This window comes from Geobacillus sp. DSP4a (assembly GCF_013096875.1).
GTDB classification, from domain to species: Bacteria; Bacillota; Bacilli; order Bacillales; family Anoxybacillaceae; genus Geobacillus; species Geobacillus thermophilus.
In genome coordinates, this window is sequence record NZ_SDLD01000028.1 from 1 (window position 1) to 14089 (window position 14089).

Below are 14089 nucleotides of genomic sequence, written 5' to 3' on the forward strand. Positions count from 1 at the left end.
TCAATACAAACCGAATCGGGAAATCTTTCATCATATCACCTACTTGATGAAGAATCGTCAACGTCGTTTTCCCTTATCGTATCAACGGTTTGCGACCATTGTAAAGATGTTTTGTCACGGATTCAGGGATTCATAAAAAAGCTGCCCCGTTTTTTTCAGGGCAGCTTTTTTATGGGCGCAGGCCGGCACGAGTCAGTCGAACAGGCGATAGACGCCGATCACTTTGCCGAGAATCGTGCAGTCGCGGACGATGATCGGCTCAAGATGGGCGTTTTCCGGCTGCAGGCGGATGTGGTCTTTTTCCTTGAAAAACCGCTTCACCGTCGCCTCGTTGTCTTCCGTCATGGCGACGACGATGTCGCCGTTGTTGGCCGATGACTGCTGGCGGACGATGACGTAGTCGCCGTCGAGAATGCCGGCTTCGATCATGCTGTCGCCCATCACTTCAAGCATAAACAGCTGCTCCTCGCCAGCGGCGAGCCGCTTCGGCAGCGGAAAGTAGCCTTCGATGTTTTCCACCGCTGTAATCGGTTGACCGGCCGTCACCTTGCCGATGATCGGCACCGAGATGATCTCCTCTTTTTCTCTCTCCTTGGCCATATCGTTGTCCAAAATTTCAATGGCGCGCGGCTTTGTCGGGTCGCGGCGGATGTACCCTTTGCTTTCTAGGCGCGCGAGATGCCCGTGGACCGTCGAACTTGACGCCAGTCCAACCGCTTCCCCAATTTCCCGCACCGACGGAGGATAGCCTTTTGTTTTTACTTCCTGTTTAATAAACTCTAAAATTTGCTGTTGTCGTTTTGACAGTTTCGTCATTGTTTCACACCTCTCGCCACATCATTTGCCTTCATTATACCATGCGGAAGACGAAAAAACAAACATAAGTTCGAGTTTTTTATTGACACAAACAAATGTTCTTGACTATAATGAAGGAAAGCGAACAAACATTCTAGAAAGGGTGGGGAGAATGGGGAAAACGTTGCTGCACTATGTTTTGTTTTCATTTTTGTTTGCGCTCGTGTTGGCAGGGTTCGTTTACGCCAGCAGCCCGGTCGATAAAAAAGAATACGTGACGATCACGGTCGCTCCCGGCGATACGCTTTGGGGGCTGGCAAAACAGTACGAACAGGAACACCATATGCCGCCTGATGAGTTCATCCGCTGGGTCGTCGATGTCAACCATTTGCCGAGCCCGCGTCTTGCCGCCGGTGAACAAATTGTCATTCCTGTGTTAAAATCAAAGCAGGGCGGCTCGGTGGCCGTCAATCAGTGATGGAAAGAAGGGATTGGCCATGAGGGCGGTCATTTACTGCCGAGTCAGCACGGACAAAGCGGAACAGGAAACGTCACTCGCGAGGCAACGAGATGAGCTCGAGCAGCTGGCGGCCGAGTGTGGATTTGAAGTCGTGAAAGTGATCGCCGAGCAGGCGAGCGGTTATGAAGCCGACCGCGACGGCGTGTTGGAGCTGCTTTCGCTTTGCGAGGAAGGCGAGGTCGATGTGCTGCTCATTCAAGATGAAACGCGGCTTGGGCGCGGCCATGCGCGCATGGCGGTGCTGCATTGCTTGAAAAAGCAAGGGGTGAAAATATACAGCGCCAGCCACCGCGGGGAGATGCCGCTGTCGGAGGCCGATGAGATGGTGTTATCCATCATCGCGATTGTCGAGGAGTACCAAAGAAAAATACATAACGCCAAAATTAAGCGTGGCATGCAGCGAGCCATCGCCAGCGGCTACCGACCGGAGCGGAACCTAAGGCGCCGGGGCGAAAACGCCGGGCGCGATCGAATCGATCTGCCGGTTGAGGAGATCGTCCGCTTGCGCGAGCGCGGACTGACGTTTGCCGATATCGCCGCGACGATGCGAAGCTTCGGCTACGAGGCGTCCAAGGCGACCGTCCATCGGCGTTACCAGGAATATATGGACGAGCAACAAAGGCGGCGTTGATCGTGTACTGCGCCTGGCCCTAAAGCGGCGAGCGGGCAAAGGAAACCAAGATGCCATCGTTGCCATCTTCCCGGTTGATCAGATAAGATAAAACAGAGTGAGAATATGGCAGATAGGAGAAGATGATCAATGCTTGCCAAACATAAATTAGCCCGCATCAATGAACTGGCGAAAAAAGCGAAAACGGCCGGCTTGTCGGCCGAGGAGACGCTGGAACAGGCGAAGCTGCGCCGGGAATACATTCAAGCGTTCCGCAAGGCGATGACCGATATGCTTCATACGGTGACGGTCATCGACCCAAACGGCCACGACGTGACGCCGCAAAAATTGAAGGAAAGTCAGCGGCGGCGCCTCCATTAAACGGTCGGAAGAGGGGCCCGGAAAATAACGTTGTACAAGCCGTTCGATTTTCTATATGATAGTAGATGACACCATGTTGATGAAAGGGAGGAAAACAATGGCGCATTCGATCGAAGAATTAGCGATTACCACCATTCGAACGCTGTCGATTGACGCGATCGAAAAAGCGAAATCCGGGCACCCGGGCATGCCGATGGGCGCGGCGCCGATGGCGTACACGCTTTGGACGAAATTTATGAATCATAACCCGGCGAATCCAAACTGGTTCAACCGCGACCGGTTTGTCTTGTCAGCCGGGCACGGGTCGATGTTATTGTACAGCTTGCTTCATTTAAGCGGCTACGACGTATCGATGGATGATTTGAAACAATTCCGTCAATGGGGAAGCAAAACGCCGGGCCATCCGGAATACGGCCATACGCCAGGGGTGGAGGCAACGACCGGCCCGCTCGGCCAAGGGATTGCGATGGCGGTCGGCATGGCCATGGCGGAACGGCATTTGGCTGCTACATACAACCGCGACGGGTTTGAGATTATCAATCATTATACGTACGCCATTTGCGGCGATGGCGATTTGATGGAAGGAGTGGCGAGCGAAGCGGCGTCACTCGCCGGCCACTTGAAGCTCGGCCGTCTGATCGTCCTGTATGACTCGAACGACATTTCGCTGGACGGGGAGCTCAACCTGTCGTTCTCGGAAAACGTCGCCCAACGTTTCCAAGCGTACGGCTGGCAATATTTGCGCGTTGAGGACGGCAACAATATTGAAGAAATCGCCAAAGCGCTCGAGGAGGCGCGGGCGGACCTCAGCCGGCCGACGCTCATTGAAGTAAAAACGACGATTGGCTACGGCGCGCCAAATAAAGCGGGCACGTCCGGCGTCCACGGCGCTCCGCTCGGCGCCCAAGAGGCGAAGCTGACGAAGGAAGCGTACCGCTGGACGTTTGCTGAGGATTTTTATGTACCGGAAGAAGTATATGCCCATTTCCGAGAAACGGTGCAAGAGGCCGGTGCGAAAAAAGAAGCGGAATGGAACGAACAGTTCGCCGCGTACGAACGGGCGCATCCGGAGCTGGCCGCCGAGCTGAAGCGGGCGATTGAAGGGAAGCTTCCGGATGGCTGGGAGGCGGCGCTGCCGGTGTATGAAGCGGGCAAAAGCCTGGCGACCCGCTCATCGTCCGGGGAAGTGATCAACGCCATTGCCAAAGCGGTGCCGCAGCTGTTCGGCGGTTCGGCTGACCTAGCAAGCTCGAACAAAACGCTCATCAAAGGCGGCGGCAACTTCTTGCCGGACAGCTACGAAGGGCGCAACATTTGGTTTGGCGTGCGCGAGTTTGCCATGGGGGCGGCGCTGAACGGCATGGCGCTTCACGGCGGGTTGAAAGTGTTCGGAGGCACGTTCTTCGTGTTCTCTGACTATTTGCGTCCGGCGATCCGCTTGGCGGCGCTGATGGGCTTGCCGGTCATCTACGTCTTGACGCACGACAGCATCGCCGTCGGCGAAGACGGGCCGACGCACGAGCCGATCGAACATCTCGCTTCGCTTCGGGCGATGCCGAACTTGTCGGTCATCCGTCCGGCTGACGCAAACGAAACGGCGGCAGCATGGCGGCTGGCGCTCGAATCGACGGACAAGCCGACTGCGCTCGTCTTGACGCGTCAAGATGTGCCGACGTTGGCGGCAACAGCTGAGTTGGCGTATGAAGGCGTGAAAAAAGGTGCGTACGTCGTTTCACCGGCGAAAAACGGCGCTCCGGAGGCGCTGTTGTTGGCGACTGGCTCGGAAGTCGGTCTGGCCGTCAAAGCGCAAGAAGCGCTCGCCGCTGAGGGCATCCATGTCTCCGTCATCAGCATGCCATCGTGGGACCGCTTCGAAGCGCAGCCAAAATCGTACCGCGATGAAGTGCTTCCGCCGGCCGTGACGAAGCGGCTCGCCATTGAAATGGGCGCGTCGCTCGGTTGGGAGCGCTACGTCGGCGCCGAGGGCGACATTTTGGCCATCGACCGATTCGGTGCTTCCGCTCCGGGAGAGAAAATCATGGCCGAGTATGGCTTTACGGTTGACAACGTCGTCCGCCGCACAAAAGCGCTGCTCGGCAAGTAACCGGGAAAGCTGCCCTTGCGTTGTTGCAGGGGCAGCTTGTTTTTGTGAAAGATGGCTGCGCCTTGGTCAAGTATTTTCGGGGTTGAATCGAGGGCAAAGGCTTGTTCATGACGTGTTGGCCTGTTTGCGGCCGCATGGCCACCGCAAACAAAAATCGACAATGTTAGTGAAAAAACTTGCCGTTAATAGACATATTTTTCCCCTTTCCTTTTCTATAATAGAAAATAGATGAACAGAAATGGGGGATGGGGCATGGTCCGCTATTGGATTTATTTGTTGAATGACGATGTGGCGTCGCATTACCGCCATCGGGCAGAAAAAATTGTCGAACTGCTTCGTGAGCATCAATACGCGAAAGCGCCGCTGAAGGCGATTTGCCGCAAGCAAGTCGAATTTATCACCGAACGGCTGTCATTTTCGCGCCTGGAACTTGGCTTAAAGCAATATTTTGCCGGCCGCGTCGGCAAAAATTTGGAGCGCAATATGTTTGTTTTGCAAAACGACGCCGGCGAGGAAGCGTTGCTTGTCGTGCAAAAGCGCCGCTTGCTTCTTGTCGCTGACAGCGCGCCGCTTGCCGCGGACATCGGGCGGGCGCTCGCTCGGCTTTCGCCGACGTTTTTGGCGGTCGACGCCGATTTTGTCGATTACTACTGGCTGTCTGCGCCTCGGCAAGGAAGAAAATTTGCGTAATGAAAAGATTTTTGTCGCGAAATATTGTCTAATGACGCATCGTTTAGTACACTGTTAGGGAGACAACAAGAAGGAGGAAAATCGCTGTTATGTGGGGTACGATTCTCGTTGGCGTGCTGGCGCTCATCGCCGGGGTGGCGATCGGATTTTTCGTCGCCCGCAAAACGATGATCAATTATTTGAAGAAAAACCCGCCGATCAATGAACAAATGATTCGCATGATGATGATGCAAATGGGCATGACTCCGTCGCAGAAGAAAATCAATCAGATGATGAAAATGATGAACAATCAACTGAAATAAGCGAAACGGACACTCGATCGAGAGTGTCTTTTTATTTTGCCAAAATGTTCTTTCAAAATTTTTTTAGTTTTGTTATAATAATATGGCGATTGTTCGTCAGCCAAATGAAAGGAGGGCGGGCCTTATGCGCGTGTTTCGCGATTTGTTTTGGTTTTTCCGTCAAGAAAAGAAGGCGTATATCACCGGCATTTTCGTGCTTGTCATCGTGGCGTTTTTGGAGACAGTCCCGCCGAAAGTGATCGGCTTGTTGGTCGATCATGTGAAAAACGGCACGATGACAAAAGAAGTGCTCATCCGCTGGATCGCCGTCCTCGCCGCCGTTGCGGCGGCGCTTTACGGGCTCCGCTACGCTTGGCGCATTTTCATTTTCGGTTCGGCGGTCAAGCTTGCCCGCCAGCTGCGCAACGAGCTGTATCAGCATTTTACGAACATGTCGCCGTCGTTTTACCAGCGGAAGCGGATCGGCGATTTAATGGCCCATGCGACCAATGATTTGCAGGCGATTCAACAAACGGCGGGAAGCGGCATCTTAACGCTCGTCGACTCGGTGACGCTCGGCGGGTTTGTCCTGGCGACGATGGCGATATCGATCAGCTGGAAGCTGACGTTGATCAGCCTGCTGCCGCTGCCGGTGATGGCATGGGCGACAAGCCGGTATGGGGCGATGCTGCATCGTCGGTTTTTAACGGCGCAAGCGGCGTTTTCGTCGCTGAACGACAAGGTGCAGGAAAGCGTCAACGGCATCCGCGTCATCAAGGCGTTCGGCTATGAGGAACACGATGTCGAGGCGTTTCGCCGTCAATCGGAAGACGTCGTGGCGAAAAACGTTGCCGTCGCCAAAATTGACGCCTTGTTTGATCCGACGATCGGGCTGCTTGTTGGGCTGTCATTTTTTCTCGCTGTGGCGTTTGGCAGTCAAATGGTTTTGGCGGGCGAATTGACGATCGGCGAGCTTGTGTCGTTTACGACCTACCTTGGCCTGCTCATTTGGCCGATGCTGGCGTTCGGCTGGCTGTTCAACATCGTGGAGCGAGGGCGCGCTTCGTACGACCGGGTGCGGGCGCTGTTGGCTGAACAAGATGAAATCAACGAACGCCCGGATGCCCTTCACATCGCTCCGCAAGGCGACATTGAGTATGATGTTCGTCAATTTGCCTATCCGGGGGAGGCGAAGCCGGCGCTTCGGGGCATTCGTTTTCAGCTCAAGCGTGGGGCGACGCTTGGCGTCGTCGGCAAAACGGGGGCGGGAAAAACGACGTTGCTTCGCCTGCTGCTGCGCGAGTTTGACGGCTATGACGGCGAGATTCGCTTCGGCGGCCGCGACATCCGCGATTATACGCTTTTCGCGCTCCGTTCGGCGATCGGCTACGTGCCGCAAGACCATTTCTTGTTTTCTGCCTCCATCCGCGACAACATCGCCTTTGCCAAGCCGGAAGCCGGAGAGGACGAGGTCGTACGGGCGGCGCGGCTGGCCGACATTCATGATGACATTTTGCAGTTTCCCGACGGGTATGAGACGGTCATCGGAGAGCGCGGCGTTTCCCTATCCGGTGGGCAAAAACAGCGGCTGTCAATCGCCCGGGCGCTTCTCATTGACCCGGAAGTGCTCATTTTTGATGACGCGTTGTCGGCCGTGGATGCGAAGACCGAGGCGCGGATTTTAGCGGCGCTCAAACAGGAGCGGCGCGGAAAAACGACGATCATCGCCGCTCACCGTTTAAGCGCGGTTGAGCATGCCGATTGGATTCTCGTCCTTGACGGGGGGCGAATTGTGCAGGCCGGAACGCACGAGCAGCTGATGGCAGAAGGCGGCTGGTATCGTGACATGCACCGACGCCAGCAGCTTGAGGCGCTTGCGGAGTAACAACAGGTCTGAACGTTCGAGCTCTCGCCAAAAACGAGCGGAGCGAAAAACCTGAAAATACAAGTTGTTTGTAAGATAGGGGGAAGTGGATGAACGACCGATGGTTGACAACAAAAGAGCAGCGGCGCGTCTTATGGCGGCTGCTCGCTTATATGGGAAGATACAAAAAAGAAACTGCGCTTGCGTTTGCGCTTCTTCTGTTGGCAACGGCCGGGGAGCTTTCCGGCCCGTATTTGGTGAAAGTGTTCATTGATGACTATTTGGTGCCGGGCCGCCTCGCTTTTGGACCGGTGGCGGCGCTGGCCGCCGCCTATCTCGGCGTGCTCGTCTTGAAAACGATCATTTCCTACTTCCAGCTTGTCGAGTTTCAGCGGCTCGCTTTGTACGTCATTCAAGCGCTGCGGATGGATGTGTTTGCGAAAGTGCACCGGCTCGGGATGAGCTATTTTGACCGGACGCCGGGCGGAAGCATCGTTTCGCGGGTGACGAACGATACAGAAGCGATCAAGGACATGTTCATCAGCGTCCTAGCGGCCTTTGTGCAAAACGGCTTGTTTGTCATCGGCGTGTTTGTCGCCATGTTTTCGCTTGATGCTAAGCTTGCGTTGTTTTGCCTGTTCATCCTCCCGGCGATCGCGTTCATCATGCACACATACCGCCGCTACAGCTCAGTGTTTTATCAAGAGATGCGCGAACGGCTGAGCGAACTGAACGCCAAATTGAACGAATCGCTGCAAGGAATGGCCGTCATTCAAGCGTTCCGCCAGCAGCGCCGTTTATATCAAGAGTTTGCCGCCGTCAATGAAGCGCATTACAAGGCGGGGATGAAAAACATCCACCTTGATGGACTGCTGCTTCGACCGGCGATCGATGTGGTGTATATGTTGTCGATCATGGTCGTGCTCAGCTTTTTTGGCATCACGGCGCTTGATGGCCCAGTTGAGATCGGCGTGCTGTATGCGTTTGTCAACTATTTGGAGCGCTTTTTCGAACCGGTGACGCAAATGATGATGCGCCTGTCTCTTTACCAGCAGGCGATCGTTTCCGCCTCTCGCGTGTTTGCCCTTCTTGATCATCAAGAAGAGGCGCCGGCCAATCCAAATCGGTCGCCGTATGCGATCGAGCGCGGGGAAATCGAATTTCGGAATGTCAGCTTTTCCTACGACGGGAAGCGCGATGTGCTGAAACAGCTGTCGTTTGTGATCCGGCCGGGGCAGACCGTGGCCTTTGTCGGCCATACCGGCAGCGGCAAGAGCTCGATCATCAATTTGCTCATGCGGTTTTATGAATTTGACCGCGGCGACATTTTGCTTGACGGCCGGTCGATCCGCGATTATTCGCGCACCGAACTGCGCCGCCGCCTCGGCCTTGTCTTGCAAGATCCGTTTTTGTTTTACGGCACGGTGAAAGAAAACATCCGCATGTACAATGACAGACTGAGCGATGAAGAAATCAAAACAGCCGCCCGCCTCGTGCAGGCCGATGCATTTATTGAACAATTGCCAGGCGGGTACGATCATGTGCTTGCTGAGCGGGGGGCGACGTTATCAAGCGGACAGCGCCAACTTCTTTCATTCGCCCGCACGATCGCGGCCGATCCGAAAATATTGCTGCTTGATGAAGCGACCGCCCATATTGATACGGAAACGGAAGAAGCGATTCAAGAAGCATTGGCGCAAATGCGGAAAGGGCGGACGACGATTGCCATCGCCCACCGGTTGTCAACGATTCAAGACGCCGACCAAATTTTTGTCCTCCACTGCGGCGAAATCATCGAACGCGGCACGCACCAACAGTTGCTCGCGCAAAAAGGGCTTTACTATCAAATGTATTTGCTGCAAAACGGCCTCGCCGATGTCCAAGCGCAACATCCAAAGAACGGACTGTTCGCCCGCCATGAGATGAGATGACCGCTTGCGCAGGCGGCGGGGGCGTGCCGGAAAGAAAAAGCGCCGTTTCCCGTTTAGCGGGAGGCGCTTTGTTTTCGTTGTCGTACTTGTTCGCGCTGATAGGCGTTGAGCAGCGTGTCGAGTTCTTTGCTTACTTTCATTGCGGCTTCAGAGTTTAAACCCGTTTTGGCTACGGTGTCGACAAGTTCCATCCGCTTTTGTTCGATTAAGGTCAACAGATTGCATTTTGGCACGAATCGACCGTCCTTTGCTTGAAGTATTGTGTATGGTGCTTTATACTATTTTATCAGTGAACGCAAAAATGGAAAATAGAAAAATTGACCAGGAACAATGAGAAACGTGTTACGGGAAGAAGGAATTCTGCTAAAATAAAAAGTAAAAAAGCAGGGGCTGGTTCACCAATGAATGATCTCAATCTATTTTTAGCGTTCGGCGCCGGGTTTTTGTCGTTTATTTCCCCGTGCTGCTTGCCGCTTTATCCGGCGTTTTTATCGTATATCACCGGCGTGTCGGTCAGCGAGTTGAAAGAGGAAAACGCGATGCTGAACCGCCGCAGCTTATGGCATACGCTTTGCTTTTTGCTCGGCTTCTCGCTCATTTTTATCTCGCTTGGCTTTGGCACCTCGCTGCTTGGAAGGCTGTTTGTTGATTATCAAGATGCGATCCGGCAAATCGGCGCGGTCGTGATCGTCGCTCTTGGCCTCGTCGTCGCCGGGCTGTGGAAGCCGGCGTTTTTGCTGAAAGATCGGCGCATTTCGTTTCGTGAACGGCCATCGGGATATGTCGGCTCCGTGCTGATCGGCATGGCGTTTGCCGCCGGTTGGACGCCGTGCATGGGGCCGATTTTGGTGGCGGTTGTCGCTCTAGCCGCCACCAACCCGGGCTCAGGAATGATGTATATGCTTGCTTATACGCTTGGATTTGCCGTTCCGTTTTTCATGTTGTCGTTTTTTATCGGCAAGCTGCAATGGATCCGCCGCCATAGCGCATCCATCATGAAGGCGGGCGGCTATGTCATGGTGGCGATGGGCGTCGTTTTGTACTTTGACTGGATGACAAAGCTGATTGCTTATACGACAAGCTTGTTTGGCGGATTTACTGGTTTTTAGCGGCGATGGAGCCGCCCTTTGTGCGGCTGTTGTTGGAGGAATATCGTTGAGGAGAGGGCGATGGAAAGATGGCTGCCATTTTAATTGCTGACGATGCGAAGTTTATGCGGGTAACGCTGGCGCGCATACTGGAAAAAACGGATCACACCGTAGCCGGTGAGGCGGAAAACGGCAAAGAGGCGGTCGAGCTGTATCGCCGGCTGCGCCCCGATCTTGTCATCATGGACATTACGATGCCGGTCATGAATGGGATTGAAGCGGTGCGGGCGATTAAGGAGATCGATCCCGGGGCGAAAATCATCATCTGCTCGGCGCTCGGGCAGCAGCGTATGGTCGTTGAGGCCATTGAAGCCGGAGCGGCCGACTTCATCGTCAAGCCGTTTGAAGAAACCCGCGTGCTCGAGGCGATTGCCCGTCTTTTGTAAGCGGGCTTCGGCTCCGTACGGCATAGGAAGGCGCCGGCTTATGACCGCTGGAAGACAGCTGGCTGCGTTCCTCTTGGCAAGCGAGAGGGATGAAGCGAGCGCGATGTTTGGCGAAGGCGGGGGCGGCTGGAGAGGACGGTAGGCAAGCGGAGCGGTTTTTGCTATAATAGCGTTGTCCGTGAATTTTGTCGGAAGAAGGTGATGGCTTTGGCGTTCATTACATCGCTCATCGCCGTTGTGATGGCGTTTTTCATCTTTTTTGTGCGCATGAAGGCGTCGGAAAAGCCGACGAATGCCAAAAAAATTATTTTGCCGCCGCTGTTTATGAGCACCGGGGCGCTGATGTTCATCGATCCGGTCTTTCGCGTTACGCGCGGGGAGCTCATCGAAGCGGTCATTCTCGGCCTGTTTTTCTCGCTGTTTCTCATTAAAACGTCAAAATTTGAAATCCGCGGCAGCGATATTTATTTGAAACGCTCAAAATCCTTTATTTGGATTTTGCTCGGGTTGATTGTCATTCGTCTTGGCTTGAAAACGTATTTAGGACGAACGATCGACTACCGCCAGTTAAGCGGCATGTTTTATTTGCTCGCGTTTTCAATGATCGTCCCATGGCGGATTGCGATGTATGTTTCGTATAGAAAGCTGGCGGCGCGGCTGAAACCGCCAGTGCTGACATAAAGAGCTGTCCCGCTGATGGACAGCTCCCTTTTTTGTTGCGCCAAGCCGCTTCACTTCGCTTCCCTGGAATTGTCCCGCAGACGGAGCTGAAGTCGTCGGTCCCGGCCTAAAAAGCTGCTTGTTTGGGCCGCTTTTTCCATGCTGAAACAGACGAAAGCCGCCGGTCAGCCTTAGACGAAAGGCGGAACGTCAGCGGCTTTCCAATAAATGTTTATAAGGGGCGAGATCGATGTTCTTCGCCTGCAACGTCCGGATCAAAAATTTATGATCGCGCTTGGGGGTTGCGATGATGTAGCCGCGAATGAGCAAATCGCGTGTGATGCGCGGCGCCTGCTCCTTCAAGGCAAGCTCGCCGATTTTGCCGGCGATTTTTTGCCGGGCCACGTCGCGAAACAGTTCGGGCACAGGGCGGACAAGCTCCTCAAGCAGCGCCTTTTCTTCATCCCCCCATAAATGGCGCGTCTGCTCAATATAATACTCCTGCCAGTCGAGTTCCGATTTTCCATCTTCTTTCGGCAGTCGTTTCAAAAATTTGCGGAACATAAAAAAGCCGCCGATCGACATCATGACAAGCAAAAAGACAACCCAAACCAAAATAAACCAAAGAAACCATCCGGTCAGCACGATGACCACCCCAACATGATGATCAACTGTTTTTGCCATAGGCAAGATTCGTCTACTATTATGTCGAAAAGCTTGCTGTTTGGCAAGTTTCAAACAGCGGCTTGTTACGAAGCGTAACGCAACTGTAATGCAACTGTAAAAAAGCTTGTCCCACCTTACAGCGCCAATGGATTGAAAGCCGCCGGCCGCTTTGTATGGAAAAGATATACAGTGACGTTCCCTTCTTTGCCTGCTAATCTAGTAAACAAAGAAAAAAAGCCAAAAGGCAACGATGAGGGGGATGCGCAGAGTGAAAGTGAAAAAGACGATTGCAGCGCTCACGATCATTTGCTGTATGGCGTTAAGCTCTCATGGGCTGTCGGCGGAAGCGGCTGGCTCGTATACATACTATCAAGTGAAAAAAGGGGATACGTTGTCGAAGATCGCCAAACAATATCATACTACGGTTGCTTCGTTAAAGTTGTTAAACGGGTTAAAAAGCGATGTGATTTATGCCGGAGAAAGGCTGAAAGTGCCGGCTTCGGCGAAACGATCGGCTTCGGCGCCGGCAAAGAAGAAATCGATCTCATTAAGCGCCGCCGACCGGAAGCTGCTCGCCCAGCTTGTGCAGGCGGAGACCGGTTCGAGCGAGCCGTTTGCCGGCAAGGTGGAAGTGGCGCTTGTGATTTTAAACCGCACAAAGCATCCGGAGTTTCCAAAGACGGTGCGCGGCGTCATTTATCAAAAAACGAAATCCGGCTATGCGTTTGTGCCAGCCAAAACGGGGAAATTGACCCGCATTCAGCCGACCAAGCAGGATTACGAGGCGGTCGACAAGGCGCTAGCCTTATTCCCAAACGATCGCCGCGGCTCGCTTTATTTCTACAATCCGAAAATCACAAAAGACAAATGGATGTTGTCGCGTCCGGTGACGATTCGCATCGGGCACCATGTCTTCGCGAGATGAACGGGGTCGAATAAGGCCTCGTTCTTTTGTTTTGTGCATAGCGGCGGGCAGCCGGTGGTGACGCTTCTGATGGTGCATGCCCAAGATCATTTAATGACGGCGATCACGGTCAAGGATTTAGCCGCTGAATTCGTGGAGCTGTATGAAGCGCTCAAGCGGCAAACAACCGAATCATAATTGTCGTCGGCCGGCTTGTTGACCGGGTGAGGATGATTCGCTTCAACGGGAATGAACCCAAGGCGGGCGGCAACGGGCTGTTCTAGCGACCGCCCGCTTTGTTGATTTTACAATAATTTTATTATGTGAACATAAGGGCGCCAGCCGTTCAGCCCTCCCGGCTGCCGCCGGTCTCGGCTGAACGGAGAAGGAAAACTCCGCTTGTTTGCGTCACATATCGTGGCTTGTGTTGTGCTTTTGCCGCGTGTGATTGCGGTTCTTCACTTTTTTCGAACCGTCAAGCGGCTCCGGCTGCCCAGGATTGTCGCCTTTTGGGGCGTTTTTGCGCATATCTTTGCCGTCGTTTTTGTTCGTCATTTGTTGTCCCTCCTTTGTCCGTTAGCATGCGGCGTTGTGCTTTTGCTTATTCGGCGCATAATTTGCGCCCGGTTTGAAACGATAAGTAGTGAACGACCGCGATGACTGCGAAGGAGGGACGAGCCATGGTTTACCATAAAACGAAGCAAGAGGCGTTTCAAGCAGCGCAAAAGGCGACGATGGAAGCGAAAGAATGGCACGATCACTTGGTGCGTGATCAAGCCGACTACGGCCACCAGCTGGCCCATCTTCGGCAAGAAGTAAACGAGGCGTTCGCCCAAATTGAAAACGCGCTCGAAGTTGCCTCGGAAACGCAGCGCGTGCAGCTCGAAAAATTCCGCAGCGATTTGCAGGCGATCGTTGACGAAGTCAATGAAAACGAGTAAGGGAATGCCGGCGGCGGACATTCCCTTTTTCCTGTCGATGGGGATGCTTGCGGTCAAACAACACCGTCTCCCAATCGTGTGAACGAATCGCTACCCAAGGTGGCCAATCCCCCCAGATGCTCGGAAATGGCGAATTGGCCGCCTGCAACAGGTTGGGATTCTAGACGTTTTCCCGCTTCTTATGGCCGGAAGAGAGCGGGCCATGCGG

The 14089-nt window shown here is 53.9% G+C and carries 17 protein-coding genes and 1 pseudogene; 14 read left to right on the top strand and 4 right to left on the bottom strand.

What is annotated here, in order from left to right; translation table 11 throughout:
- Positions 1-192 precede the first annotated feature (192 nt).
- Positions 193-816: a transcriptional repressor LexA gene (gene lexA, locus ETC02_RS10830; protein WP_011230827.1), complete on the bottom strand. Its 624-nt coding sequence runs from the start codon at positions 814-816 to the stop codon at positions 193-195.
- Positions 817-967: 151 nt separating this feature from the next.
- Between lexA and yneA the strand changes: the two genes are divergently transcribed.
- The 8 genes from yneA to ETC02_RS10870 all read left to right on the top strand — a co-directional run bounded on the left by yneA (position 968) and on the right by ETC02_RS10870 (position 9176).
- Positions 968-1273, top strand: coding sequence for a cell division suppressor protein YneA (yneA, locus tag ETC02_RS10835; RefSeq protein ID WP_015374470.1), 306 nt, complete (start codon positions 968-970; stop codon positions 1271-1273).
- Positions 1274-1292: 19 nt separating this feature from the next.
- Positions 1293-1946 (top strand): YneB family resolvase-like protein, encoded by a 654-nt coding sequence (locus tag ETC02_RS10840; protein ID WP_013145683.1) that lies wholly within the window; start codon positions 1293-1295, stop codon positions 1944-1946.
- Between the two features lie 129 nt (positions 1947-2075).
- Positions 2076-2306, top strand: a complete 231-nt coding sequence (locus ETC02_RS10845; protein WP_044744145.1) for a DUF896 domain-containing protein — start codon at positions 2076-2078, stop codon at positions 2304-2306.
- A 97-nt stretch (positions 2307-2403) separates the two neighbouring features.
- A complete protein-coding gene (gene tkt / locus ETC02_RS10850; RefSeq protein ID WP_023634179.1) occupies positions 2404-4410 on the top strand; it encodes a transketolase in 2007 nt (668 codons plus the stop codon).
- A 252-nt stretch (positions 4411-4662) separates the two neighbouring features.
- Entirely contained in the window at positions 4663-5100 is a 438-nt protein-coding gene (gene sirA, locus ETC02_RS10855; RefSeq protein WP_011230832.1) for a sporulation inhibitor of replication protein SirA, read from the top strand.
- Between the two features lie 89 nt (positions 5101-5189).
- Positions 5190-5402, top strand: coding sequence for a YneF family protein (locus tag ETC02_RS10860; RefSeq protein WP_011230833.1), 213 nt, complete (start codon positions 5190-5192; stop codon positions 5400-5402).
- A gap of 124 nt (positions 5403-5526) precedes the next feature.
- A complete protein-coding gene (locus ETC02_RS10865) occupies positions 5527-7266 on the top strand; it encodes an ABC transporter transmembrane domain-containing protein (protein ID WP_050368550.1) in 1740 nt (579 codons plus the stop codon).
- Positions 7267-7355: 89 nt separating this feature from the next.
- Positions 7356-9176, top strand: a complete 1821-nt coding sequence (locus tag ETC02_RS10870; RefSeq protein WP_063211879.1) for an ABC transporter ATP-binding protein — start codon at positions 7356-7358, stop codon at positions 9174-9176.
- 53 nt (positions 9177-9229) lie between these two features.
- Here ETC02_RS10870 and ETC02_RS10875 read toward each other — a convergent pair whose 3' ends face one another.
- A complete protein-coding gene (locus ETC02_RS10875) occupies positions 9230-9409 on the bottom strand; it encodes an aspartyl-phosphate phosphatase Spo0E family protein (protein ID WP_033017305.1) in 180 nt (59 codons plus the stop codon).
- Positions 9410-9577: 168 nt separating this feature from the next.
- On the opposite strand from ETC02_RS10875, the gene ETC02_RS10880 reads away from it, so the two are divergent.
- The 3 genes from ETC02_RS10880 to ETC02_RS10890 all read left to right on the top strand — a co-directional run bounded on the left by ETC02_RS10880 (position 9578) and on the right by ETC02_RS10890 (position 11391).
- On the top strand, positions 9578-10285 hold the full coding sequence (locus ETC02_RS10880) for a cytochrome c biogenesis protein CcdA (RefSeq protein WP_011230838.1): 708 nt from the start codon (positions 9578-9580) through the stop codon (positions 10283-10285).
- A 68-nt stretch (positions 10286-10353) separates the two neighbouring features.
- Positions 10354-10710, top strand: coding sequence for a response regulator (locus ETC02_RS10885; protein WP_011230839.1), 357 nt, complete (start codon positions 10354-10356; stop codon positions 10708-10710).
- 201 nt (positions 10711-10911) lie between these two features.
- Positions 10912-11391: a CcdC family protein gene (locus ETC02_RS10890; protein ID WP_371810203.1), complete on the top strand. Its 480-nt coding sequence runs from the start codon at positions 10912-10914 to the stop codon at positions 11389-11391.
- Positions 11392-11580: 189 nt separating this feature from the next.
- On the opposite strand, the gene ETC02_RS10895 is transcribed toward ETC02_RS10890, so the two are convergent.
- Positions 11581-12015: a DUF2621 domain-containing protein gene (locus ETC02_RS10895; RefSeq protein ID WP_171698273.1), complete on the bottom strand. Its 435-nt coding sequence runs from the start codon at positions 12013-12015 to the stop codon at positions 11581-11583.
- Between the two features lie 271 nt (positions 12016-12286).
- Here ETC02_RS10895 and ETC02_RS10900 point away from each other — a divergent pair, with 271 nt between their 5' ends.
- Together ETC02_RS10900 and ETC02_RS10905 are read left to right on the top strand one after the other, a co-directional pair.
- Positions 12287-12961 carry a cell wall hydrolase gene (locus tag ETC02_RS10900; RefSeq protein WP_171698267.1) on the top strand — a complete coding sequence of 225 codons (675 nt, stop codon included), beginning with the start codon at positions 12287-12289 and terminating at the stop codon, positions 12959-12961.
- A gap of 42 nt (positions 12962-13003) precedes the next feature.
- Positions 13004-13138: pseudogene (locus ETC02_RS10905) on the top strand (PTS lactose/cellobiose transporter subunit IIA); the annotation flags it as partial.
- Positions 13139-13348: 210 nt separating this feature from the next.
- Here ETC02_RS10905 and ETC02_RS10910 read toward each other — a convergent pair.
- A complete protein-coding gene (locus ETC02_RS10910; RefSeq protein WP_011230843.1) occupies positions 13349-13495 on the bottom strand; it encodes a small acid-soluble spore protein P in 147 nt (48 codons plus the stop codon).
- A 125-nt stretch (positions 13496-13620) separates the two neighbouring features.
- Here ETC02_RS10910 and ETC02_RS10915 point away from each other — a divergent pair, with 125 nt between their 5' ends.
- The gene (locus ETC02_RS10915) at positions 13621-13881 is read left to right on the top strand and encodes a hypothetical protein (protein ID WP_011230844.1); all 261 of its coding nucleotides are present in this window, start codon (positions 13621-13623) and stop codon (positions 13879-13881) included.
- Positions 13882-14089 lie beyond the last annotated feature (208 nt).

Coding starts and splice junctions, on each gene's coding strand:
- lexA (WP_011230827.1), bottom strand. CDS start 816: ATGACGAAACTGTCAAAACGACAACAGCAAATTTTAGAGTTTATTAAA.
- yneA (WP_015374470.1), top strand. CDS start 968: ATGGGGAAAACGTTGCTGCACTATGTTTTGTTTTCATTTTTGTTTGCG.
- ETC02_RS10840 (WP_013145683.1), top strand. CDS start 1,293: ATGAGGGCGGTCATTTACTGCCGAGTCAGCACGGACAAAGCGGAACAG.
- ETC02_RS10845 (WP_044744145.1), top strand. CDS start 2,076: ATGCTTGCCAAACATAAATTAGCCCGCATCAATGAACTGGCGAAAAAA.
- tkt (WP_023634179.1), top strand. CDS start 2,404: ATGGCGCATTCGATCGAAGAATTAGCGATTACCACCATTCGAACGCTG.
- sirA (WP_011230832.1), top strand. CDS start 4,663: ATGGTCCGCTATTGGATTTATTTGTTGAATGACGATGTGGCGTCGCAT.
- ETC02_RS10860 (WP_011230833.1), top strand. CDS start 5,190: ATGTGGGGTACGATTCTCGTTGGCGTGCTGGCGCTCATCGCCGGGGTG.
- ETC02_RS10865 (WP_050368550.1), top strand. CDS start 5,527: ATGCGCGTGTTTCGCGATTTGTTTTGGTTTTTCCGTCAAGAAAAGAAG.
- ETC02_RS10870 (WP_063211879.1), top strand. CDS start 7,356: ATGAACGACCGATGGTTGACAACAAAAGAGCAGCGGCGCGTCTTATGG.
- ETC02_RS10880 (WP_011230838.1), top strand. CDS start 9,578: ATGAATGATCTCAATCTATTTTTAGCGTTCGGCGCCGGGTTTTTGTCG.
- ETC02_RS10885 (WP_011230839.1), top strand. CDS start 10,354: ATGGCTGCCATTTTAATTGCTGACGATGCGAAGTTTATGCGGGTAACG.
- ETC02_RS10890 (WP_371810203.1), top strand. CDS start 10,912: ATGGCTTTGGCGTTCATTACATCGCTCATCGCCGTTGTGATGGCGTTT.
- ETC02_RS10900 (WP_171698267.1), top strand. CDS start 12,287: ATGAGGGGGATGCGCAGAGTGAAAGTGAAAAAGACGATTGCAGCGCTC.
- ETC02_RS10910 (WP_011230843.1), bottom strand. CDS start 13,495: ATGACGAACAAAAACGACGGCAAAGATATGCGCAAAAACGCCCCAAAA.
- ETC02_RS10915 (WP_011230844.1), top strand. CDS start 13,621: ATGGTTTACCATAAAACGAAGCAAGAGGCGTTTCAAGCAGCGCAAAAG.